Here is a 22,062-nt window from a genome sequence, read left to right as displayed (position 1 = left end):
GATTCATTTCACCTCACGCCTGCTGGGCATCAGCGGTCCATTGACCGATACGGAAGATCACGAATTCTGCGGGATAGGTCGGTGCCACTCCGATGAGGCAGATCAGCCGGCCGTTGTCCAAATCGTTCTGCGCCATCGTGGTCCGGTCGCAGCGCACAAAGAACGCTTCCTCAGGTTTGGTGCCCATCAGGGCGCCGGTGCGCCAGACCACCAGGAGGAAGTCCTCGATAGACTGGCGGATCGAAGCCCAAAGCCGTTCGTTGTTCGGCTCGAAGACGGCCCACTGGGTGGACTTGTCAATGGAATGCTCCAGGTAGATGAACAGCCGGCGCACGTTGACGTACTTCCACTCCGGGTCGGAGCTAACGGTCCGCGCCCCCCAGACCCGGTTGGCGCGGCCCTCGAAGAACCGCAGCGCATTGATGCCCTCCGGGTTCAGCACCGCCTGCCTGTCATAGGTGACGTTTTGGACGAACTTGGTGATCCCCAGGATCACCTCATTGGCCGGCGCTTTGTGGACGCCGCGCTGGACGTCGGTGCGGGCGTAGATGCCAGCGGTGAAGCCCGACGGCGGCAAAGCCAGCCGCGCCGGCGCGGCGCTGGGATCCACCTTGACGGTGGGATCCACGATCTCCAGCCATGGGTAGTACAGGGCGGCGTAGGTGGAATCGAACTGGGACCGAAAAGTGCGCACCTCCGAGAGTGATTGGTTTTCCGGTGGGTCGATGATGCCGATCCGGTAGGCATGTGGCGCTTCGCAGTGGGCGATCAGGTCGTCCACCGCCGTCTTGCGCTCGCCCTCGGAGGAAAACGAGACGGCGTTGGGTGAGGCGACGATGGCGATGTCTTCCACCTCCAGGAGGGCTTCGAGGCCCGTGGCTGCCTTGTTAACGTCATCGGGGTCGGCCTTTTCGCCTTTGACATCGTCCGCACTCAGGGCGACTCCTTCGGTGCCGCCGGCCAGATAAGTGGGCTGGTTGAGCGTCAGTAGTGCCGTCAGCAGGTCCGCGGGCGACGGCGGCGCACTGGACAGGTCCAGCCAGACCAGGCTGGACTCATCGGTGGGGTCAGCAGCCTGCAGCACCTTGGCGATGGACCGCGGATGGGTGGTGCCCAGCTCAAGTCCGGGATACACATCGATCCGGCGTCCCCAGCTGACGGTCACGGTGACGGTCAGGTGGCTGGCAAGCGCCCCGGCGGAGGGGACGGGCGTTGGGGCGCCCGTCGCAGGGTCGATCAGGGTCTGGTTTCCCTTCCCGTCGCTGCCCACGATCCGGAGGTTTCCGGCGGTGGGGGCATTCGGCTTGCCGGTCTTGGGATCGGTTCCCGGCGGAATTTTAGCGTCACCGGCGTACATTTCAATGACGGCGTCCAAGCCCAGACCCTGCAGCACGCCGGGTTTTGCAGGTGCACCCGGCGCCGCAGCCGGAGCGGCGCCGATGAGGACGTTTTTACTGCGCTGCAGGCTCACCTTGATGCTGAATTCGTTGCCGGCTATACCGGGCCAACGCGCGCGCCAAACCGCGGCCGGAGGCGCCGCCGGTGCTGGCGGCACCGGCGGCGGCCCGGCGGCCGGGGCGGTCAGGGGTAAGGTGGCGAAATTCGCCGTCAGATCAATGAGGTTGTTGGCGTCCTGCGTGAAAGGAAATACCCGGGAAACGTAGAGCCGCCGGCCACCGTTGCCGAAAAAGGCCCGGGCGGCAAACGCCAAGTAGTTTCGTTGGTCAGCTCCCGCTCCAACGTCGCCGAGCCCGCCAAAGGCGCGTTCGAACTCCGTGAAGCTGGTGACCAAGGTGGGCTGCGGCGTCATTGGCAGCCGGGCCGATCCGGGCGGGGTGATGTCATACGGGGTGGGGCCGTAGCGGGTTAGTCCGGCCACGCCGAAGGTGGACGTTGCCACACCCTCGATGGATTTGGACCGGAAGCTGGTTTCCTCAAGGTATACACCAGGAGTTAGATATTCAGGCACGTTGACCTCCTAGGTCACGCTTGGGGCTGGGTCACGCTTTAGGGGTTGAATGGAACATCGTCGTGCAGGACTAGTTCGGTACCGATTGGAATCTTGTGCTGCACCGGTTGAAGCGAGGGCACGAAACCCGGCGGTGGGCTGACGCCGCGGAGCACGGCATTGTCCAAGTCCTGTGACAGTGGCGGGACCGAGGAGCGGGGAACGTCCTCGATGACCAAATCCGAACAGCGGTCACGGTCATCGACCGTCCCTGTTGACGGCAGCGCAGTGGCCACCAGATCAAGGTCCACGGAGTCCTGCAACGGATTTTGGTCCGGGTTGGATACGACCAGCAGGAACTCGCCGCGCTCATCCGCATGCGCCCGTCCTGCGATTACACCGGTTGGCCCAGTTGCCGCTACACGCGCCCAGCGGGTGGGCAGCGCGTTGTGGGCCACCCGGCCGCGGATGACGGTGCTGCCGCGGGGAAACGCATAAGCGGAGCCCGGCCAGAGCCAGACGCGCAGCAGCCGCGAGGCAGCCGGAATGTACGGACCCGCGGCGCCAGCAGTGACCGCGACGAGCGGCCACAGAAGGACGGAAAACCGACGCGGTGCATAGCGCCGGTCCGGGTCATCAAAGCGCAGCACAAACGAAGGAGGGATCAACGGGCCATAGCGAAGCCTGAATCGGCCCATCGCGGAACCCTCCAGGTCTGAGCAGGGCCACGCGGTCTGGGAGTGGTTTCGGCGGTGCGCAGCGGCAACCTCGCTCCCTACACGGATTCGCCCGGCGACTGGGTTTCCGGTAATGGCGTCGAGACACTGTACGCCCAGCGCAAGCTGGTGCAGCACCCTTGCCGGCCCGATCACGGTGTCGATCACGCCGTCGGCCATCATGGCAGCCACACTTGGCTCCGCGCGGCAACGGTGGTGACCCGTTCGCCGTCGGACTCCTGCCGTCCGTCAATGCAGATTACCCGCGCGAGGTATGGCAGCGACAGCCGGTAATCGGTACTCAGCGCCTGAAAGGCCTCACTCATGGAGTCCAGGGCAAGATCATCACAGACTATCTGCACCGCATCGCCCGCCGACCACTCACCGCTCGGATCGAGCAGCGGACCCGTCAGGATGCTCTCGCTCTCCAACGTTTGGGCCGCCAAGCCAAGGAACCTCAGTTCATCCTCGACGTTTGGCGCCCACGCCGCAATGAGAAAGTGCATGCGCAGCGGCAGCCGGGGGATGCCGTCGATGCTTCCCACCGCCGACCAGCCGGCCCGGGTCTCGCGGTCCACGCTGACCCGGTAGCAGTAGACGGAAATCGCTGGCTGATGAACGAGCTGCCCCGAATTGGTCTTCATCGTCTTGAGTTCGTTGGTGCTGGCCAGGAAAGCGTCCAGGTTCCCCGCGCCCGGCACGGCGTGGAAGCGCCTGTTGAGCAATGCCACGATGCTCAAACCGGCGGCAGCGAGGGCCTGATATCCAGCCATGGGCCCATCTTGACCGGTGCTCCGTCACCGGCCCGTCGCCCATTATTCCGGTACCTGACGGCGGAACGCTGCCGTGACCGCTCAGTGACACCGGGGCCGGAAACTTAACAGCGCGGCTGGTGACGTACCAGCGGACCGCGATGAAGGGAACCGACGATGAACACCGACAACGATGGGGAGCAGCGGGAAGAGGATGGCTGCGAAAAGCCGCAGACCGATGGTCCCGGCTGCGATCCGAAGCTAATTGATGATGTGCAGTGCCGGATGATGGGCATCGCCAAAGAGGCGGAGTACAACGCCCCGTTGAAGGATGCGCTGGAGAAGGCGAAAACCGATTATGAACTAACGCGCAAGTCGTACCGGCAGGCACGACAAGATGTGCAGATGAAGGTTCAGGATCTTCGGCACGCCGTCAAACAACTGACAGAGCGGGTCAGATGCAAGATCGAGCAGGAACGGGTGGTCCGGAACATTGACCGGGCGTTTGGGCAGGTTGTGGCAGAACTGGCCAAGTGCCAGCCTGACCCCGGTTGTTGCTGCTCCGCCGAAGACTGCGACTTTGATCTTGATATCACCGGAATTCCCTACGATGAACTGGTGAAGCGGGTGGATAAGTACCAGCAGCGGACGGACGCGGCCAGTAAGTGTTTTACGGATCTGGTGGGTGAGCCGGCCGCTTTGCAGCTTAGGGTTGCTGCCTGCAAGGACGACGTCGACAAGGTCAACGCCGCATTGCTGGCGGACGAGGCGACTACAGACCTGAAAATGCTCTATGCGCAGGCGCTCGTTGCCGAACGCGGGATAGAGCGCGTGTGGCTGGGCTTTGCCGATGTCCACGAATTCGTTGAGTGCCTGTGCTGCGCGCTGACTTGCTGGACCAACGGCTGCGGAGCCGTCTCCAGGCTTAAGGGCGCGCAGGCCGAGCGGGACTGCAGGCGCAAGGCAGTAGACGACCACTGCCTGCGGCTGCAGACCAACACCGTGGACGAGATAGTCGCCATTTATGACAAGCACTGCGCCGATGAGCGGCCCTGTGAGAAGGACAAGGACCGACACGAGAGGCATGAGGAGCACGAGGAACGGCGGGAGGAACACGAAGAGCGCGAAGAGCCGGAGGAACGCGAAAGGCACGAACGGCGGGAGGGCCATGAGCACCACGGCGAGCCGGACTGGTACGAGCGGCATGGCGGGCGCGGGCGCTAAGCATGGGACGCGTTGTCGGACCGCCTGAGAATCCCGGCGACTGCACGTTGACGGTCGGCTCTCCTGTGACGCTGTGGTGACATTCGTCACATTATGGTTCTCCTACGTGTTCATCACATAAGGAGGGCTTTGATGCGATGGCAAGCACCCAACTCAGTGAGCCTCCGCGGCTCGATATCCGTGAGCCTGCCCGGCTCGACTCGCTCGCAATTTGCCTCCTCGGCGGTCCCTACGTCATTCAGGCGGGGCGCCGCATTGCGGTGCCCGAAGGCAGCAAAAAGCTTCTCGTGTTCGTAGCGCTCCACGACGGACGTGTCGATAGGCGGCACGCGGCCGGAACGCTGTGGCCGTACGTCTCCGATGACCGGGCGTCCGGAAACCTCAGATCCGCATTGTGGCGCCTTAAAGGAGCAGGGATCGACGTACTTGAAGCGGACAAGGTTTTCATTGCGTTGCGGGACCAGACGAGCATCGATATCTACGTCCTGCGCGATTGGGCCGGCCGCGTCATCGGCGGTGCCGCGCAAAGCACGGATCTGGTGCTGCCCGCGTGGAGCCTCGAGGCGCTGGACCTCCTTCCCGGCTGGTACGACGACTGGATTATCTTTGAGCGCGAACGCCTCCGCCAGCGCCTCCTGCATGGACTCGAGGCCCTGTGCTGCCAGCTGATCCGGCTGGAGCGCTACGCCGAAGCGGTCGAGGTTGCCATGGAAGCCGTCGACATCGACCCCTTGCGGGAAAGCGCTCAAAGAGTACTGGTGGAAGCGCATCTGGCCGAGGGCAATGTTGCCGAAGCGCGCCGGATCTACAAGGCGTATGGTGTCCTCGTGGCCAAGGAACTCGGTGTTTTGCCAGGCAGCAGAATCCGCGGGCTGATCGAAAGGACGGAACCGGCATCGGTCTGGGCTGCAGATACCTGCCGGCGCTGAGGCCCCCAAGAAGGTGGGCACCCGAAGGTGAGCACAAGAAGATAGGCCTATCAAGTGTCCGGCCTGGGAACAAGGAACTCCGAGACCAGGGAATACAGCGAGCGGCTGGGGACAGCATTTAGCTGCTGGGCGTACAGGGTGCGGCAGATATGGAACTGGCGCAGCGCTTCGGCAGTATTCCCTTCCGCCAGGTGCGCGCAAATCACGGCACGGTGCGCACTCTCCCGCAGGGGGTCAACGCTAACGGCGGCCAGCGCCGCCTCGACGGCAGCGCCGAAATGCCGTTCCCGGACCAATTGTGCGGATAGGGATTCAAGCGAGTGTAGTCTCATTTGCCTGATCCGTTCGCGGTCAGTCACAAGCCATTCATCATCCCAATCCGGCAGTAGATCGGCGCCGAACAGGGAAATTTCAGGGTGGGCCGGGGCACTGGAGGAGTCGGCGTCACCGTGGGCAAGCTCGGCGACTGCATTGTACAAATCCCAGACATCCACCTGCACTCTGGGCGCCAGATTCATCCGGCCATGATCGTCGTCGAGCAATAGCAAACGGCTGTCGGCCAACCTCCACATTGCCGTTCGCAAGCGGCCGGAGGCGTGGGCAGTGCTGGCTTCGGGCCAGAGCGTTCCCCAGATTTGTGCTCTGGACAGGCTGCCCCGCAGGGCCAGGAGGGCGATCAGCTTTTGCGTGCTCCCGGCCGGTACCGCCAAGTCGCTGTCGATAAAGGACAGTCGCCACCTCCCGAGGAGCTGCACGCGGGCTCCCCGGTGTAGTGAACCCGCGCTGCTGCCCATGGTTCCCCCACCGTCGTGAGGTCCCATTCTGAGACCTGTCATCGGGTGCTGTCCAGTAATTTCGCCGTATTACGGGCCTGACCCTCCACAGGTGGCCTAACCGGGACCGGGCGGAGCCGATGACGAGCCGGGCTGTCCGGCTACCGGGCCCAGGCCACCGGACTACGGGGCAGCGGTGATCCGCAGGGTCAGCGTTCGTGCCTCGGGGCGGAGCGCGAAGTCCGGCCACACGTCCGGCCCGCAGGCGCGCGAACCCAGCCCGTGTTGTGCTGCATCGAGATACAGATAACTGCGCCCGGTCGGCGGCAATTCGTGCGGATGCGGCGCCCGGGCCACCTGTTGCGCCGTATGCCGGGAAAGTGTGAAGCCGGGGCGGCGTCCGCCAGGGTCGGCAGCGGCATCGATCCGCAGCCACGGCGCTCCCCCGTTGTTCAGCTCGAGAGAGCGCAGGTCGCTGCGGTGCCCGCTTTCCTGCGGCCGTGCATACGGCTCGGTGAGTTCGTCGATAGCTGCGCAGTACCGTCCGACGAGCGCGGCGTGCATACTGTCCGGATACGATTCGCGCGGCCCGGTCCCGAACCACGACGCACCATCCACTGAGCCCGGCAGGTCGAAACGAACGCCCAGGCGCGGCCAGACCATGTTCCATGCTGAGGTCGGGACCATGTCGATGCGCAGCCACAGTTCACCGTCAACGAGCTGCCACGATTCCTCGGCGATGACGGCGTTGCGGGTGTTCGCCGGGGCATACCGGGTGCGGACCCGGATGCCGCCGTCGATCGCTGCGACCTCCTCGACCCGACCGGTGAGGCGGTCCAGTCCGGCCGCGCGCCAGAGGACGGCCGACGACGGCGCAGATACTCCGTTTCCGTCGTTCAGCCACGGGTCGGCGAGGTCATACGAGCCTCGTCCGGCTCCTTCATCGTTGTCCGTTGGTGCCCGCCAGAGCTCGAGCCGGGGGCCCGTAACCGCTTCGCCTGCCAGGGACACCAACCGTCCGCCGTCGAATACGGCCGGGCCGAGGGCCAAGGAGTCGGCCATCGGGTCGCCGGGCAGGGCATCGAGGGCGCCGCTGCGCACCGACGAAGCGGGCCGCCGGGTGCGGGCGTAAGCCGCCGTCGTCGTCAGGTCCAGCTGCGCCGTCGAGATCACGTGGCCGGACGGCGCCCACGCCGTTGCCTCCCGCAGTACTGCCTCAAGCGTGAACCAAGTCTCGCCGGTGTCCTCAGCAGTCACCTGCGGCAGCGGAACCCGGACCGACTCGCCGGCGGCGAGAGCGGCACCCGCTGCGCCGGCGACGATGAGTTCGCCCGTTTCCCGCACGTCGCCGTCGTGCTCGGTCCGCCAGCGGAACGCGATGTCGGCGGCATCGGCGCAATGGCGCAGATTGGAGACAGTGGCAAAGAGCTCAGTGCCCGCGCCGCCGTCGTCGGCAGCAAGGCGCAGCCGGATCGGCGCAACGATCTGCTTGTACTCAAAGAGGCCAGGACTCGGTGTTGAGTCGGAGAACACCATGCCGTCCATCACGAAGTTGCCGTCGTGCACCACCTCGTTGAAGTCACCGCCATAGGCGAAGAACTCGGTTCCGTCCGCCGCATGGGTCCGGATGCCGTGGTCCCGCCACTCCCAGACAAAGCCGCCGTGCAGGCGCGGATAGCGGTCCACCAGGTCTTCGTATTGGTCAATGGCACCGGGTCCGTTGCCCATCGCGTGTACGTACTCGCACAAAATGAACGGCTTTGTGCGCTGGCGGGCCGATTCGGCAGCCGAGCAGCCGAGCAGCAATGAGCGGGAATCGTCGCGGCCGATCGCCGCGGTTTCCGGGACCGAGGAGTACATCCGCGAGTAGACGTCGGTGTAAGCGCCGCTGTAATCGCCCTCGTAGTGCACCGGGCGGGAGGAATCCCGGGCATGAGCCCACGCCGCCATCGCTGCGAGGTTTGACCCCGTTCCGGATTCGTTGCCGAGGGACCACATGATGATCGAGGGATGGTTCTTATCCCGCTCGACGGTGCGCTCCATGCGGTCGACGTAGGCCGCACGCCAGGCCGGGTCGTCACTGGGGTTGCCCGCCCAGCCGCCTGCCTCGAAACCGTGCGTCTCGAGGTCGCACTCGAGCACGACCCAGAAACCGAGTTCGTCGGCCAGATCCAGCAGCCGCGGGTGCGGCGGGTAGTGGCTGGTGCGGATCGCATTGACGTTGAACTGCTTCATCAGAATCAGGTCGGCACGGGCGAAGTCCTCGTCAAAGACCCGTCCGCGGTCGGGGTGGGTCTCGTGCCGGTTCATGCCGTGGAACACGACGCGGCGGCCGTTGACGAGGAAGCGGTCGCCGACGATCTCCACCGTGCGGAAGCCCAGCCGGAGCCGGATTGTCTCGGCAGCGCCGCCGACCGTCGCGTCGTAAAGCCGCGGAGTCTCCGCGGACCAGGGTTCGACGGCGGCAACGTCGACCGGGCCGACGTCGGCGGGGGAGTCCCACGTCACATCGACACCCAGCCCGGGCACCTTGAGCGTGATCGGGAACGCTGCGGCGGATGCCGTGATCTCGGGGTCGATGCTGCCGGCACCGGACGCACCGGTGCTGTTGTCATGGGAGGAAACGCCACTAAAGGAGGTGCGCAGCCAGACGTCATCGATTCCACCCACGGGACGCGCCTGCAGCGTCACGTCACGAAAGATCCCGGGCAGCCACCACTGGTCCTGATCCTCCAGATAGCTCGATGCTGACCACTGATGCACTCGCACCACCAGCAGATTGGAGCCAGGCTGTAGTGCCTTCGTCACATCGAATTCCTGCGCAAGGCGGCTGCCGGCGCCCACCCCGATCGAGGTGCCGTTGACCCATACCTTGTAACGGGACTCGACGCCGTCGAAGCGGAGCACGATGGCTGCCGCATCCGACCAGGACCCCGGGACTTCGAAGTGGCGTCGGTAGTCACCCGTTGGGTTCTCGTCGGGAACGTACGGCGGCTCAATGGGGAACGGGAACTGCACATTCGTGTAGATGGGGCGGCCGTAGCGTCCGTCAGGCTGCAGGACCCAGTGCGACGGCACCGCGATCTCATCCCACGACGAATCATCCAAGGACACCTCGGCCACGCCTTCGACGGTCTCGCCCGCGGGCAGCACGCGGCGTCCGCCGGGTGTCCCGGGTGCACCGGCGAGCAGCCGGAAGCGCCAGTGGCCATTGAGCGATTGCGTCGGGGCATCCGTCTGCAGCCAGGAACGGGCTGGTACCCGCCGGCCGGAGCCGGGCCCGCGGTCGAGCAGATACGAGACGTCCGTCGTCAGCGCAGCGGCAGGAAGGGCGGGTGCAGTCTGTGTGGGTGTTGTGTGTGTGGCTGTCGGGAGAGCTGTCACTGATTGACCAATCCTTCTGTATGCCTGCCAGCGCCTCAGGCACCGCAGGACGACCTTGACGCGCCCGGATGAAACGACGATAACACAAAGTTCGAGTGACCACTCGAAATTTAGGAAACTACTGTTCGTCCTGCTGTACAGTGGCATGCCATGAAGGCAACAGAGCCGAGCCAGGCGGGGCGCCGGGGACCGTACGCGAAGTCGGCGGACCGTCGTCGGACGATCGTCACAGCCGCCCACGCCGTGTTTGCCGCGCGTGGCTACCGCAGCGGCTCGCTGCAGGAGGTGGCCGACCGTGTCGGCATGAGCCAGACGAGTCTGCTGCATTACTTCCCGACGAAGCGTGAACTGCTCCTTGCTGTGCTCACCTGGCGGGACTCGATCTCCGGCGACGGCGCGGTTCTGCCCGATCCCGAGGAAAGCCTCGTCGACGCGGTGATCCGCCAGGCCCGCTTCAATGAGGACATTCCCGGTGTGATCGAGCTGTATACGGTGTTGTGCGCGGAATCCGTGACGGATGACCACCCGGGACGTCAATTTTTTATCGACCGGTTTGCCAGGCTTCGAATCAGCTACGCCGAAGCGTTCATGCGCATGGCGCAGGAGGGCCGCCTTCGTCCTGGCGTTGATCCGCAGCGGGCTGCGGCCTCGCTCATTGCGCTCTGGGATGGCATCCAGACCCAGTGGCTGTTCGCCCCGGACAGCATAGATATGGCCGGGAGCCTGCGCGATTATCTTCGGCTTATAATTTTGCCCGAGTAGTCTCTTTCCCGTACCCCGCACGCACAGCGTGGCGTGTTTCACCGTCCGTGCTGCCCCGGTGCGGCGCGGTGCGGCGCGGCCGGAGGCGACTACGGCAAATCACGAGTGAAAAATGGGGTGTTCGCCCCATGCCGCATGATCGTTGGCGGCCATACGATCTGCACATAAGCGCAGCGGAGACGATCTGCGCATAAGCGCAGAGGAGAACGAAATGATCACGCAGCAGCCGCAGACATACGCCGAAGCGACCCAACCCTTGGCGGAATTGCCCGCTGACACCGCCGAACGGTTCGCCGGATATGCGGTCCTGGGATTGCCGTTTAGTTCCGGCTATTATCTGGCCTTCCGGGATTTTCCCGCCAGCTCGATCGGCCCGGGCTACCGCGCAGTCTGGCTGCGCAGACCCGACCAACAATGGACGGTGTATGCCGACGCCCCGCCGCACCAAAGCTGCGCCAGGTATTTTGGATCCGCGCTGAGCGCGGCGATAACCGCTGAGATCACCGTCAGGTGGAACAGTCCGTCCTCCGCCACCATACGCATTCCCGGTGTGCTGGATTGGCGGATTGAGCTGGCAAGTTCGCGGACTTCCAGCGCCGTCAGCGCATTGGCCCTAAGGATGCCTGCACAACTCTGGCGGGATGAGCGGATGCTCCGCACCATGGGAATAATGGTCGGTCCGTTACTGCATGCCGGCAGGATGAGGTTTTCCGGCGTGGTCCCCAATGGCCAGTCCTTCCAAGCACGGCCGTTGCGCGTATGGATGGTCCGGTCCGCATCCGCCAGCATTGACGGCACGGACGCGGGACGACCTGGTCCGTTGGCGCAGCAGGAACACCTGGGCGATTTCTGGCTTCCGCAGCGCGGCCTGTTCGTCGCCGACCTTGGCGTCACATTCCCCTCCACAGCGACGGATGGCACCGTTGCGGTTCAAGCTCCGGAAGATATATCGGAAAAGAGAGCATCATGAACAGCAATATGAATAGGGCAGTTATCAGTCTGACGACCGGGCTGGAAGATCCCGAGCGTGTCACGGTCGCGTTTTTGGTGGCCGTTGGCGCCGCGGAACAGGGCAGGGAGACCCTGATGTTCCTCACCAAGGAAGCCGTGCGGCTGGTGCTTCAGGGGTTCGCGCACACTGTCGCATGCGATGGTTGCCCGCCCCTGACTGCCCTTCTGGAGCGCTACGAAAGGGCCGGCGGCAGATATCTGGTCTGCCCCATCTGCCTGGATTCGCGCCGGGTCGACAGGTCCGGCTTCATGGCCAATGCGGAGGCCGGGGGTACGGTCCAGCTGTGGAACTGGATCGGCGGGGATCCGGTGGTGACATTTAGTTACTGAGCTGCTGAATTTATCCGCGGACCGCGGCGGAAAAAAACATATTGTTTCAACACAGTGAAGGTAATACATCATGAGCATCATTGAAAGTGTGTCGGAAGCGGACGCTACGGGCAGGACAGCCGGGATATACGCAGAAGACAGGAAAGCTCTGGGATACGTTCCAAGCCACACCAAAGTTTTGGCTGTGCACCCCGAAGCGCTGGCCGCGTGGAAGGCGCTGCAGGGCGCGATCGCCGGATCAATGGACATGCGCCGCTTCGAACTGGTCACGCTCGCCGCCGCACAGGGCATCGGGTCCAGGCACTGCCGGCTTGCCCACGGCAACAGGTCGCTGAAATTCATCGGCGAAGAGGAATTGGTTCGGATTTCACGTGACTACCGCGATGCCGGTCTTTCCGAGGCGGAAGCCGTCATGATGGAATTTGCGGTGAAGCTCAGCACCGATTCCGCCACGATGACAGATGCTGACAGCGTTAAACTTCGCGACGTCGGCTTCAGCGACAGGGAGATCGTCGACATCGCACTTGCCGCGGCAGCCCGTAATTACCTCAGCCGGGTACTGCAGGCACTGGCCGTTGATGTCGATGTCCCGCCCGGTCTCAGCGCCGCCCTTCGGGACGCGTTACTCGAACCCCTCGGAGGCAACGACAGCGCAGCCGCCTGATCGGCAGGACAATCCTGATCGGCGGACCGTCCTGATTGACCAGACAAACCTGAGTGACCAGACAAACCTGGAGACGGCGGAGCTGGCCCGCCATATACTGGGATTTGTGACGGATCCACCGTTAGGGTCAGGCCGCTTGTGCCAAAATCCCAAGGCCGCTGGGCCTGCGGGCCCGGACCCATGGGGCAGGGCAGTAGTTCCGCGTCGCTCTGAAATTCTCGCGGCGTTGTCCTTGGCCATTGATCTGGGTCTCGGGCAGCCAATGGAACACATGCTGCGTGCGTCCTTGTTGGGACTGCGGATCGCGGACCGGGCCGGCGTCGGCCAGGCCGGTCGGGGGAGAATCTACTACGCAAACCTGTTGGCCTGGATCGGTTGTCACGCGGATTCTTTCGAGCTTGCCGCGCTTTTCGGCGACGATATTGGTTTCCGTGCCGACTATTACATGATCGATTCCCGTGGTCTGCCGATGTTTTCCCTGATGCTGCGGCGCACGGGTTCCGGGCTGCCGGCGTTGCGCAGGGCCGGTCTCAGGTCCCGCTTCGCCGCAACGGCGCCGACCGCGGTCCGGACTTTGATCCGGTCCCATTGCACCTCGGCCGGTCAGCTTGCCACCAAGGTCGGGCTGGATGAGAGCATGGCCGAAATCTTGAGCAATACGTTCGAACGCTGGGACGGCAAGGGGCTCCCAGCGGGCCGCGCCGGCGTCGAAATTCCGCTCGAGATGCGGATAACGCAGCTGGCGGATACGGCCGAGGTCTTCCTGCGCACCGGCGGGGTTGACGCCGCCGTGGCCATGGTCAGGAAGCGCCGCGGCACGCAGTTTGATCCGGAGCTGGCAGACCTCTTCTGCGCGCATGCCCGCGGGCTGACAGAGAATCTGCTGGACATTGATCCGTGGCCGGCCGCGCTGGCTGCCGCACCGGAGGACGCCGTGCTGTCCGGGCCGGAGCTGGACTCGGTGCTGATGGCGATAGGTGATTTCGCCGACCTCAAGTCCCCCCATACGGTAGGCCATTCCCGCAGCGTGGCCGCACTGGCAGCCGAAACAGCCCGGGAGTACGGATCGAGTGTCGAGGAGATCGAGGTTCTCCGCCGTGCCGGCTGGGTCCACGATCTTGGACGGATGGGTGTCTCCAACAGTGTCTGGGACAAGAAATCTCCGCTGTCCTATGTGGAGCGGGAGCGGCTGCAGATGTACCCGTATCTGAGCGAGCGGATTCTTGGCCGCGTTCCGGGCATGAGCCGGGTTGCGGAAGTGGCCGGCGCGCACCATGAACGCATCGACGGATCCGGCTATCCGCGCGGCCGCGGCGGTACCGCCCTGGATCCAAGCCAGCGGATTCTCGCCGCGGCGGATGCCTATCAGACCTCTCTGGAGCCGCGTCCGCACCGTCCGGCGCTTACTCCTCTGGAGGCAGGGACGAGGCTCCGCGCAGAGGCGGGCGCGGGGCGGTTGGAAGAGGAGTCGGTGGACGCCGTCCTTGTCGCGGCGGGACAGCAGGCACGACGACGGCGGCTGCTGCCGTGCGGCCTGACCGACCGGGAGGCGGAGGTGCTCAGGCTGCTTTGCCAGGGTCTAAACAACCGTGAAATTGCCAACACTCTCTACATCGCCCCGAAAACCGCGAGTAACCATGTGGAACATATCTATCTGAAGATCGGCGCGGGAAACCGCGTCGGAGCCACGCTGTTCGCCTTGGATCAGGGATTGTGGAGCGGCGCCGCCGGGCGGTAAACAGCCCACGAGGTGGACGTGCTCATTGTGGGTCCGGCCCGGCGGGCATGATCACCGCCGCCCTTCTACGTGCGCACCGCCGGGCCGGGTGTACGCAAGCTTGGTCGGCAACAAACTGCGTTGGCGATTTGCCGCCGCATGTACCCACTAATAGCTGGCGGTAGGTCCGGTGTCGGTCGCCGGGACATACCCGGTGGCGAGGGCTTCGCTGCCGCGGGCCAGCAGGGCGACGTCGGCGCCGACCAGAATGAAGTCCACGCCGGCGGCCAGATAGCGGCGCGCGGTGGCCTCGACGAACGCGTTGACTCCCACCGGCTTACCGGCCGCCTTGACGGCGCGGATGCTGTTTTCCACGGCGGCGACTACGTCGGGATGGTCCTGCTGGCCCAGCAGCCCCATCGACGCGGCGAGGTCGGACGGGCCGATGAAGACGCCGTCGACTCCGTCCGTCTCGGCGATGTCAGCGGCGTTCTGCACGGCTTCGGCGGACTCGATCTGGACCAGCATGGTGACGGTTTCGCCGGCGCCTGCCAGATAGTGAGGAATCCGGTTCCAGCGGGCCGAGCGCGCCAGCGCGGATCCCACACCGCGGATGCCGTCCGGCGGGTAGTGGGCTGCGGCCACGGCGGCTGCCGCATCCGCGGCTGTGTGGACCATCGGAATCAGCAGGGTCTGCGCACCCAAATCCAGGTACTGCTTGATGAGCACCGGATCATTGGCCGGCGGACGGACGACGACCGTGACCGGGTAGCCGTTCACGGCCTGCAGCTGGGCCAGGATGGATTCAAGGCCGTTGGGGCTGTGTTCGGCGTCGATCAGCAGCCAATCCAGTCCGGACCCGGCGCAGATTTCGGCGACCAGCGGGCTGCCGGAACACACCCACATGCCGGCCAGCGGACGGTCCGCGGCGGCCAGCGCGTCCTTGAACGACGGATCGGGATTTACTCGAAGCGGCATGTGATGGTGCCCAGCTTTCCGTAGTCGGCGAAGACGGTGTCCCCGGCATGGACCCACATGGGGCGGGTGAAGGAACCGGCAAGGATGAGCTCGCCTGCCTTGAGCACGTCCTTGTGTGGGGCGATCTTGTTTGCCAGCCAGGATACGCCCGACGCCGGATGGTTCAGCACACCGGCCGCCACCCCGGTCTCCTCGACCGCCTGGTTTTTGTAGAGGATGGCGGCCACCCAGCGAAGGTCGACGTCGTCGGGCTTCACCGGTGTCCCGCCTACCACCATGGCGCCCATGGCGGCATTGTCGCTGATGGTGTCCACGATGGTCCGGCCCTCCATTTCGATCCGGGAATCGAGAATTTCCAGCGCGGGCACCACGTACTCGGTGGCGCGCAGGACATCGAAAATGGTTGCGTCCGGACCGGCGACGTCCTCCTTGAGCATGAAGGCCAGCTCAACTTCGATGCGGGGGTGCGAGTATCGGTCCCACTGCACCGTACAGCCGTTCTCCAGGATCATGTCCTTGAAGATGATCCCGTAGTCCGGCTCCGTGATGCCCGTGGCATACTGCATGGCCTTAGACGTCAGGCCGATCTTGTGCCCGCCCAACACCCGCCCGGCGGCCTCGCCGCGCTGCCGCCACAGGCTCTGCACACGGTAGGAATCCTCCACCGTCATCTGCGGGTACCGGTGCGTCAGCCGGGGCACTGGAACACGGCTCCGGCCGGCCTCGACCAGCTCGTCGGCAATCACGGCAATGGTTTCATCATCAAGCATGTTCTGTCTCCCTTAGAGCTGGTTGCCCATCTTGAAGCCGCGTTCCTCGCCGGGTTCGCGGGTGTAGGAGAAGCCGTCGGCGCCGACGGTGACGGCCATCTCCGAGGCGTCCGTGCGCTTGATGACGGGCTGCGGGTTGCCATCCAGGTCCAGCACCAGGGACGCTTCCGTGTACCAGGAAGGGACCACGGGGTTGCCCCACCAGTCGCGGCGCTGATTGTCGTGGACGTCCCAGGTGACCACGGGGTTGTCGGGGTCGCCGGTGTAGTAGTCCTGCGTGTAAATCTCCACCCGGTGATCGTCCGGGTCCAGGATGTACAGGTAGAAGGCGTTGGAGACGCCGTGCCGGCCGGGGCCGCGTTCGATCCGGTCGGAAATGCGCAGGGCACCCATCTTGTCGCAGATCTGGATGATGTTGTGCTTCTCGTGGGTGGCGAAGGCGATGTGGTGCATGCGGGGGCCGTCGCCGCCGGTCAGGGCGGTGTCGTGCACGGTCTGCTTGCGGTGCATCCACACCGCATAGCTGACGCCGTCGGAGTCCTTGATGTCCTCCGAGACGCGGAAGCCCAGGTCCTCCAGGTACTTGCGGCCCTTCGGCACGTCAGTGGTGACCTGGTTGAAGTGGTCCAGACGGACCAGCTCGCCGGCGTTGTAGATATCGTAACGTTGGGTCAGGCGTTCCACGTGGGTGGTCTCATAGAAGAATTCGTATGGGAAGCCCAGCGGGTCCTCCACGCGGACAGCATCGCCGATGCCCTTAACGAAGCCGTCCTTGCGGCGCTCGGTGCGGCAGCCGAGCTCCTTGTAGTACGCCTCGGCGGCATCGACCTCGGCGGGGGACTTGACCCGGTAGGCGAACGCGGCCACGGCTGCGACGGGTCCCTTGCGCAGCACGAGGTTGTGGTGGATGAATTCCTCGAAGGCGCGAAGGTAGATGGTGCTGTCGTCCTCCTCGGTCACGTGCAGGCCCAGCACATCCACGTAAAACGCACGGGACCTGGCCAGGTCGGTGACCACGATTTCCATGTAGGCGCAGCGGACAATGTCCGGGGCCGGGACGGTGGGGGTGGGGATGAAGTCGGTCATGGGGTTCTCTCTTCTTTGAGTAAGCAGGGGAGGGGGGACTGGTCTAGCCCTCGAGTGTGGCGGCGGCTTCCACGCTGCCGAATTTTGGGGTGTGGACGGTGCCCAGGGTGATGTGCACGGCCTGCTGGTCGGTGTAGAAGTCGATGGAGCGGAAGCCGCCCTCGTGACCCAGGCCCGAGGCCTTTACTCCGCCGAAGGGGGTCCGCAGGTCGCGGACGTTGTGGCTGTTCAGCCATACCATCCCGGCCTCGACATTCTGGGCGAAGTTGTGGGCACGGGTGAGGTTTTGCGTCCAGATGTAGGCGGCCAGGCCGTACTTGACGCCATTGGCCAAAGCCAGCGCCTCGTCGTCGTTCTCAAACGGCGTGATGGCAACGACCGGACCGAAGATCTCCTCCTGGAAGATCCGGGCCTCCGGCTTCACGTCCGCGAAGACGGTGGGGGCCACGTAGTTGCCGTGCTCCAGGCCCTCGGGACGGCCGCCACCGGCGAGCAGGCGGCCCTCGGACTTGCCGATTTCCACGTAGGACATGACCTTGTTGTAGTGCTCCGGATGGACCAGCGCACCGACCTCGGTTTTCGGGTCGTGCGGATCGCCGACGATGATGTTTTTGGCCCTGGCGGCGTATTTTTCGCAGAATTCGTCATAGATAGATCGCTCCACCAGGATGCGGGACCCGGCCGTGCAGCGCTCACCGTTGAGTGAGAAGACGCCGAACAAGGCCGAGTCGATCGCGGCGTCGAGGTCAGCATCGGCAAACACCACGCAAGGGCTCTTGCCACCGAGCTCCATGGACAGACCCTTGAGACTGGTGGCGGCGTTGCGGAAGATCGTCTGGCCCGTGGTGGTTTCGCCGGTGAAGGATATCAATGGCACGTCCGGGTGCTTGACCAGTGCATCTCCGGCATCCTCGCCCAGACCGTTGACGAGGTTGAACACGCCTTGCGGCAGGCCGGCGTCCTCGAAGATCGTGGCCCACAGCGACGCCGAGAGCGGCGTGAACTCGGCGGGCTTGAGCACCACGGTGCAGCCGGAGGCCAGGGCGGGGGCCAGTTTCCAGGATTCCAGCATGAAGGGCGTGTTCCAGGGCGTGATGAGCCCGGCTACTCCGATCGGCTTGCGGTTAACGTAATTGATCTGTGCGCCGGGGACCTTCATTGCGTCGTCGAACTGGGCAACGATCAGATCGGCGAAGAAGCGGAAGTTCTCCGCCGCACGCAGCGCCTGGCCGCGGGACTGGGTGATGGGCAGGCCGGAGTCAAAGGTCTCCAACTCCGCGAGCCGTGCCTCCTGGGCCTCGACGGCGTCGGCGATTCTGTTCAGGATGCGGGCGCGGTCCCGCGGCTTCATCCGCGGCCAGGGGCCCTCGTTGAAGGCCTTGGTGGCGGCGGCGACGGCGAGGTCGATGTCCGCCTTTTGTCCGGCGGCGGCGGTGGCGTAGTTGGTGTTGGAGACGGGATCGAGCACGTCGAAGGTCTCTCCGCCAACGGAATCGACTTTCTTGCCGTCGATGTAGTGCTGGATGTGGGTGGGAAGGTTGTCCGGAAGGTAGTGCTCAGCCATTGAAGATGTCCTTTTCTTCTGTTTGCTCGGTGGGCTTGTCTAATAGGAGGGAGTCAAAAGCGCGTGGGCCTGCTGGTCACTGGCGTTGTGGGCAAGGTAGGCGTCCAAAGTGGCGGCGCGGTGGGCGCGGGCGGCGCGTTCGATGTCCTCGGCCCCGGCCCCGCTTTCCAGCAGCTTCAGCAGCGCCTCGTGCTCGGTGACCGATTCCCCGGCACGGCCCGGGACGTAGTTAAACGTGGAGGAACGCAGGGCCTGCAGCCGGTTCCAGCCGCGGTGGACCAGGTCCAGTATGTGCGGGTTGGGGCAGTTTTCAAACAGGATGCTGTGGAATTCCAGATTCAGCGCTGTAAAGCGGATGGGGTCAAAATGTTCCAGGGACCTGCTCATTCTCGCATTGACGGCACGGGCCCTGGTGATGTCCGGGCCGGTGATCAGCGGCGCTGACAGTGCGGTCGCGGCACCCTCCACGATGCTAAGAGTCTGCATCGTATACAGGTACTCGGTGGGGTCGATCCCGGCCACCGTGGCGCCGACATTCCGCTCGAACGTGACGAAGCTTTCTGCCTCCAACCGGCGGATGGCCTCGCGCACCGGCACCACGGAGAAGCCGAGGTCCTCGGCCAGCTTGGCCAGGACCAGCCGGTAGCCGGGGGTGTATTCGCCGCCGAGGATCTTGTCCTTGATGGCGGCGTAAGCCCGCTCGGACTTGCTGCCGGTTTCGCTGCTCACGGTTGTGCTGCCGGGTTCGGATGCGTGGTTGCCCAGTCGGCGAACCTGGACTTCCACGCCGCGTTCATCGGGTACAGTCCCTCCACGCTGTTGCCTTCCGCGACCATTTCGGCGATGTAGGTTTCCTCGTGCTCCTGGGTGATGGCGTCGTCGGCCACTTCTTCGGCCAGTGACGGCGGGATGACGAGCACCCCATCGGCGTCGCCGACGATGATGTCGCCGGGCTGGACGGTGGCACCGCCGCAGGAGATGGTCAGGTCGGTGTCCCATGGGATGTGTTTGCGGCCCAGGACCGCCGGGTGGGAGCCGGTGAAGAAGGTCGGCATGTCCAGGGCTGCCACGGCTGCAACATCACGGACACCGCCGTCGGTCACGATGGCCGCGGCGCCCTTGACCTGGGCGCGCAGGGCCAGGATGTCGCCCACGGTGCCCGTGCCGGGCTCGCCGCGGGCCTCCATGACCAGTACGTCGCCGTCGTTAAGCGTGTTGATGATGCGCTTCTGGGCGTTGTAGCCGCCGCCGTGCGCCTTGAACAGGTCCTCGCGGTTGGGCACATAGCGCAGGGTGCGCGCGGTCCCGGCAATCCGGAGCTCGGGGCGGGTGGATTTGAGTCCGTCGATGCTGACGTTATTGAGGCCGCGTTTACGAAGCTGGGCGCTGAGGGTGGCCGTGCCGACGCTGGTGAGTTTGCGCTTAAGCTCGGCGCTGAGGCCCTTCGGTGTCAGTCCAGCCGCTTCGGCGGAGCCGTAGGCATCCTCCCGGTCGGAATCGGTGGCCTTGGGCCCGTTGCCGAAGTCGGCAAATTGCGTTTCCCCTTGGACGACGACGGTGCGCAGCCGCCCGGTGCTCAATCCTGCCGGGTTCGATCCTGCCGTGTTCGATCCTGCAGTGCTCAAGTCCGGGGCGGCGGAGCTGACTTCCACCTCGATGACGTCCCCGGGCACGGCAACCGAGGATCCCGCCGGGGTGCCGGTGAGAATGACGTCCCCGGGATCCAGTGTCATCAGCTGGGACAGGTCCGCCACGATTTGGCTGAAGGGGAAGATTAATCCCGCGGTGGTGTCGTCCTGGACGGGTTCGCCGTTAATCCAGGTGCGCACGCGCAGGGCCGTCGGGTTGACGTCGGCTGCCGGAATCAGACCGGGGCCGAAGGGGGTGAATCCGTCGCCGGACTTGGAGCGGACATTGGAGCCCTTGTCCGCGTACTTGAGGTCGTAGACTCCTAGGTCGTTGCTGGCGGTGACGTATCCAACGTGGGACCAGGCGTCTTCGACGCTGACGCGGCGGGCGGCGGTGCCAATGACCAGGGCGATTTCGCCTTCGTAGGCGAGGAGTTCGCAACCGGCAGGTCGCTCGGTCTTTGAATCAGTCAGGCTCAACGACGACGACGCCTTGAGGAAGTAGGACGGTTTGGCCGGGGTACGACCGCGCTGGTCAGCCCGCGACTGGTACGACAGATGGACGGCGATGACCTTGCCGGCCTGCTTGACGGTGGCTGCGGTGACTTGTTCCACGGAACTCTCCTGGGCTGACAATGATTGGTTTGAAGCGGTCCTGTTGACGTGCTCACATAATCAAGTATGAAATCGTATACGATTTAGTCTGCCTCGTAACTGCCGCCACGTCAACCCCCTTTGAGCGGTTAATTTCTCCAGTATGGATGCATCGTTCATCCGCACCGGCATCGGTGACTTTCATGCCCAAGGTGAGAACCGGCGTCGAACGTTCCTTACGGCAGCTGCGGCTCGATGGTGTGCGCAGCCGCAGTCAGACGGGAACCGGTGGCTGCCGGATACAAGTTGGACACAGGAAGACCACACAGGTGGCCGCCGGCATGGGCCAGGTAAATGGTGTCCACCACCAGTGCGGACAGGATTCAGGACAGCGTAGAGAACCCGTCCGGGCCGATCAATACGATTGGGCGTGATTCCGGTGCCAGACACTTGTCTGCGGCGTAGTCCCGGTGGCAACGTAGGGAACAGGTATGTGAGCGCGTAGGGCATCCGGGTGTAGCAAAGGAGGCGCGGAGATGGAGAGTCGGCCAGGTGGGGACCGCGGGCGTCGGCTGGAACAGGCCGCGGAGCTGCGGGCCGCCCGGTCCGCGGACCGCTCTGCCAATGCAGATATTCAGCACCGCGCAGAGGATGCGCGGGAAGAGGCACGCCGGCAGCGGAAGAAGACCACGGCCGCGGGCCGTGCTGAATATCTGATCCAGGACGCCATGGCGCGCGGGGACTTCGACAAACTGGAGTATGCCGGAAAACCAATCCCGGGGCTGGGGGGCGCTCCCGATCCTGATTGGTGGATCAAGGGACTGATCCAGCGCGAACATCTCACCGGCCTGGGCCCGAAGGCCATTATGCTCCGCGGTGAGGACGCCGGGCTGGACGACCGGCTGGATACCTTCGGCTCGGCGAAGCAGGTCCATGAAGTCGTCGAGGACTTCAACGCCAGGGTGATTGATGCGCGCCGCCAACTCCTGGGCGGACCGCCGGTCGTGACGAAGACCCGCGACGCTGACCTTGAGGTGTTCCGTTGGCAGGAGCGCCGTACCGCCCGCGCAGCCGTAGCGCAGGTGGGGCCGGCGCGGCAGCCCGGACGGCTGTGGTGGCTCCGCATTTGGCGCAGGCCGCTGTAGACGGGAAACGTTAGAACGCCTGCCTGCTGCCGATGACGGCCTTGGGGACTATCGGTACAGCGGTTGGCGCTAAGCACTTGATCATGA

19 protein-coding genes are annotated in these 22,062 nt (G+C 64.6%); 8 read left to right on the top strand and 11 right to left on the bottom strand.

What is annotated here, in order from left to right:
* Positions 1-13: 13 nt before the first annotated feature.
* The 3 genes from IV500_RS00510 to IV500_RS00500 are packed head-to-tail and all read right to left on the bottom strand — an operon-like array spanning position 14 to position 3,437.
* Complete coding sequence (locus IV500_RS00510) at positions 14-1,969, bottom strand: phage tail sheath family protein (protein ID WP_196394869.1); 1,956 nt, start codon at positions 1,967-1,969, stop codon at positions 14-16.
* A 38-nt stretch (positions 1,970-2,007) separates the two neighbouring features.
* Positions 2,008-2,856, bottom strand: coding sequence for a hypothetical protein (locus IV500_RS00505; protein ID WP_196394868.1), 849 nt, complete (start codon positions 2,854-2,856; stop codon positions 2,008-2,010).
* Positions 2,844-3,437 (bottom strand): Pvc16 family protein, encoded by a 594-nt coding sequence (locus IV500_RS00500; RefSeq protein ID WP_196394867.1) that lies wholly within the window; start codon positions 3,435-3,437, stop codon positions 2,844-2,846. Before IV500_RS00500 ends, IV500_RS00505 begins: the two co-directional genes overlap by 13 nt.
* Positions 3,438-3,593: 156 nt before the next feature.
* Here IV500_RS00500 and IV500_RS00495 point away from each other — a divergent pair, with 156 nt between their 5' ends.
* Both IV500_RS00495 and IV500_RS00490 read left to right on the top strand, forming a co-directional pair.
* Entirely contained in the window at positions 3,594-4,640 is a 1,047-nt protein-coding gene (locus IV500_RS00495) for a hypothetical protein (RefSeq protein WP_196394866.1), read from the top strand.
* A 137-nt stretch (positions 4,641-4,777) separates the two neighbouring features.
* Positions 4,778-5,569: an AfsR/SARP family transcriptional regulator gene (locus tag IV500_RS00490; protein WP_196394865.1), complete on the top strand. Its 792-nt coding sequence runs from the start codon at positions 4,778-4,780 to the stop codon at positions 5,567-5,569.
* A 50-nt stretch (positions 5,570-5,619) separates the two neighbouring features.
* On the opposite strand, the gene IV500_RS00485 is transcribed toward IV500_RS00490, so the two are convergent.
* Together IV500_RS00485 and IV500_RS00480 are read right to left on the bottom strand one after the other, a co-directional pair.
* Positions 5,620-6,405, bottom strand: a complete 786-nt coding sequence (locus IV500_RS00485) for an AfsR/SARP family transcriptional regulator (protein ID WP_196394864.1) — start codon at positions 6,403-6,405, stop codon at positions 5,620-5,622.
* 120 nt (positions 6,406-6,525) lie between these two features.
* Positions 6,526-9,657: a glycoside hydrolase family 2 TIM barrel-domain containing protein gene (locus IV500_RS00480; RefSeq protein WP_230854311.1), complete on the bottom strand. Its 3,132-nt coding sequence runs from the start codon at positions 9,655-9,657 to the stop codon at positions 6,526-6,528.
* A gap of 219 nt (positions 9,658-9,876) precedes the next feature.
* Here IV500_RS00480 and IV500_RS00475 point away from each other — a divergent pair, with 219 nt between their 5' ends.
* The 5 genes from IV500_RS00475 (at position 9,877) to IV500_RS00455 (ending at position 14,231) form a co-directional block, all read left to right on the top strand.
* Positions 9,877-10,488, top strand: coding sequence for a TetR family transcriptional regulator (locus IV500_RS00475; RefSeq protein ID WP_196394862.1), 612 nt, complete (start codon positions 9,877-9,879; stop codon positions 10,486-10,488).
* A gap of 211 nt (positions 10,489-10,699) precedes the next feature.
* Positions 10,700-11,458, top strand: a complete 759-nt coding sequence (locus tag IV500_RS00470; RefSeq protein WP_196394861.1) for a hypothetical protein — start codon at positions 10,700-10,702, stop codon at positions 11,456-11,458.
* On the top strand, positions 11,455-11,829 hold the full coding sequence (locus tag IV500_RS00465) for a DsrE family protein (protein ID WP_196394860.1): 375 nt from the start codon (positions 11,455-11,457) through the stop codon (positions 11,827-11,829). The genes IV500_RS00470 and IV500_RS00465 overlap by 4 nt, the downstream gene beginning before the upstream one ends.
* Positions 11,830-11,899: 70 nt before the next feature.
* Entirely contained in the window at positions 11,900-12,493 is a 594-nt protein-coding gene (locus IV500_RS00460; RefSeq protein WP_196394859.1) for a peroxidase-related enzyme, read from the top strand.
* Between the two features lie 106 nt (positions 12,494-12,599).
* Positions 12,600-14,231 (top strand): HD domain-containing phosphohydrolase, encoded by a 1,632-nt coding sequence (locus tag IV500_RS00455; RefSeq protein ID WP_312875770.1) that lies wholly within the window; start codon positions 12,600-12,602, stop codon positions 14,229-14,231.
* Positions 14,232-14,378: 147 nt separating this feature from the next.
* Here IV500_RS00455 and IV500_RS00450 read toward each other — a convergent pair whose 3' ends face one another.
* From IV500_RS00450 to IV500_RS00425, 6 genes are read right to left on the bottom strand one after another with little or no spacing between them, the layout of a single operon-like run.
* Positions 14,379-15,188, bottom strand: a complete 810-nt coding sequence (locus tag IV500_RS00450) for an HpcH/HpaI aldolase family protein (RefSeq protein ID WP_196394858.1) — start codon at positions 15,186-15,188, stop codon at positions 14,379-14,381.
* Entirely contained in the window at positions 15,173-15,958 is a 786-nt protein-coding gene (gene hpaH, locus IV500_RS00445; RefSeq protein ID WP_196394857.1) for a 2-oxo-hept-4-ene-1,7-dioate hydratase, read from the bottom strand. Before hpaH ends, IV500_RS00450 begins: the two co-directional genes overlap by 16 nt.
* Before the next feature lie 12 nt (positions 15,959-15,970).
* On the bottom strand, positions 15,971-17,044 hold the full coding sequence (hpaD, locus tag IV500_RS00440; protein WP_196394856.1) for a 3,4-dihydroxyphenylacetate 2,3-dioxygenase: 1,074 nt from the start codon (positions 17,042-17,044) through the stop codon (positions 15,971-15,973).
* Positions 17,045-17,087: 43 nt separating this feature from the next.
* Positions 17,088-18,608 (bottom strand): 5-carboxymethyl-2-hydroxymuconate semialdehyde dehydrogenase, encoded by a 1,521-nt coding sequence (hpaE, locus tag IV500_RS00435; RefSeq protein ID WP_196394855.1) that lies wholly within the window; start codon positions 18,606-18,608, stop codon positions 17,088-17,090.
* 39 nt (positions 18,609-18,647) lie between these two features.
* The gene (locus IV500_RS00430; RefSeq protein WP_312875769.1) at positions 18,648-19,337 is read right to left on the bottom strand and encodes a GntR family transcriptional regulator; all 690 of its coding nucleotides are present in this window, start codon (positions 19,335-19,337) and stop codon (positions 18,648-18,650) included.
* On the bottom strand, positions 19,334-20,851 hold the full coding sequence (locus IV500_RS00425) for a fumarylacetoacetate hydrolase family protein (protein WP_196394854.1): 1,518 nt from the start codon (positions 20,849-20,851) through the stop codon (positions 19,334-19,336). Before IV500_RS00425 ends, IV500_RS00430 begins: the two co-directional genes overlap by 4 nt.
* A gap of 515 nt (positions 20,852-21,366) precedes the next feature.
* Here IV500_RS00425 and IV500_RS00420 point away from each other — a divergent pair.
* Positions 21,367-21,975, top strand: coding sequence for a DnaJ family domain-containing protein (locus IV500_RS00420; RefSeq protein ID WP_196394853.1), 609 nt, complete (start codon positions 21,367-21,369; stop codon positions 21,973-21,975).
* Positions 21,976-22,062: the final 87 nt, after the last annotated feature.

The organism is Arthrobacter terrae (genome assembly GCF_015708085.1).
In the GTDB taxonomy this organism is placed as follows: Bacteria; Actinomycetota; Actinomycetes; order Actinomycetales; family Micrococcaceae; genus Arthrobacter_M; species Arthrobacter_M terrae.
This window is presented reverse-complemented; position numbering and strand designations above follow the sequence as displayed.

What these genes read in the sequence shown, in the direction of transcription:
- IV500_RS00460 (WP_196394859.1), top strand. Translation starts at nt 11,900, where the DNA reads ATGAGCATCATTGAAAGTGTGTCGGAAGCGGACGCTACGGGCAGGACA.
- hpaH (WP_196394857.1), bottom strand. Translation starts at nt 15,958, where the DNA reads ATGCTTGATGATGAAACCATTGCCGTGATTGCCGACGAGCTGGTCGAG.
- IV500_RS00465 (WP_196394860.1), top strand. Translation starts at nt 11,455, where the DNA reads ATGAACAGCAATATGAATAGGGCAGTTATCAGTCTGACGACCGGGCTG.
- hpaE (WP_196394855.1), bottom strand. Translation starts at nt 18,608, where the DNA reads ATGGCTGAGCACTACCTTCCGGACAACCTTCCCACCCACATCCAGCAC.
- IV500_RS00470 (WP_196394861.1), top strand. Translation starts at nt 10,700, where the DNA reads ATGATCACGCAGCAGCCGCAGACATACGCCGAAGCGACCCAACCCTTG.
- IV500_RS00490 (WP_196394865.1), top strand. Translation starts at nt 4,778, where the DNA reads ATGGCAAGCACCCAACTCAGTGAGCCTCCGCGGCTCGATATCCGTGAG.
- IV500_RS00495 (WP_196394866.1), top strand. Translation starts at nt 3,594, where the DNA reads ATGAACACCGACAACGATGGGGAGCAGCGGGAAGAGGATGGCTGCGAA.
- hpaD (WP_196394856.1), bottom strand. Translation starts at nt 17,044, where the DNA reads ATGACCGACTTCATCCCCACCCCCACCGTCCCGGCCCCGGACATTGTC.
- IV500_RS00450 (WP_196394858.1), bottom strand. Translation starts at nt 15,188, where the DNA reads ATGCCGCTTCGAGTAAATCCCGATCCGTCGTTCAAGGACGCGCTGGCC.
- IV500_RS00485 (WP_196394864.1), bottom strand. Translation starts at nt 6,405, where the DNA reads ATGACAGGTCTCAGAATGGGACCTCACGACGGTGGGGGAACCATGGGC.
- IV500_RS00475 (WP_196394862.1), top strand. Translation starts at nt 9,877, where the DNA reads ATGAAGGCAACAGAGCCGAGCCAGGCGGGGCGCCGGGGACCGTACGCG.
- IV500_RS00500 (WP_196394867.1), bottom strand. Translation starts at nt 3,437, where the DNA reads ATGGCTGGATATCAGGCCCTCGCTGCCGCCGGTTTGAGCATCGTGGCA.
- IV500_RS00420 (WP_196394853.1), top strand. Translation starts at nt 21,367, where the DNA reads ATGGAGAGTCGGCCAGGTGGGGACCGCGGGCGTCGGCTGGAACAGGCC.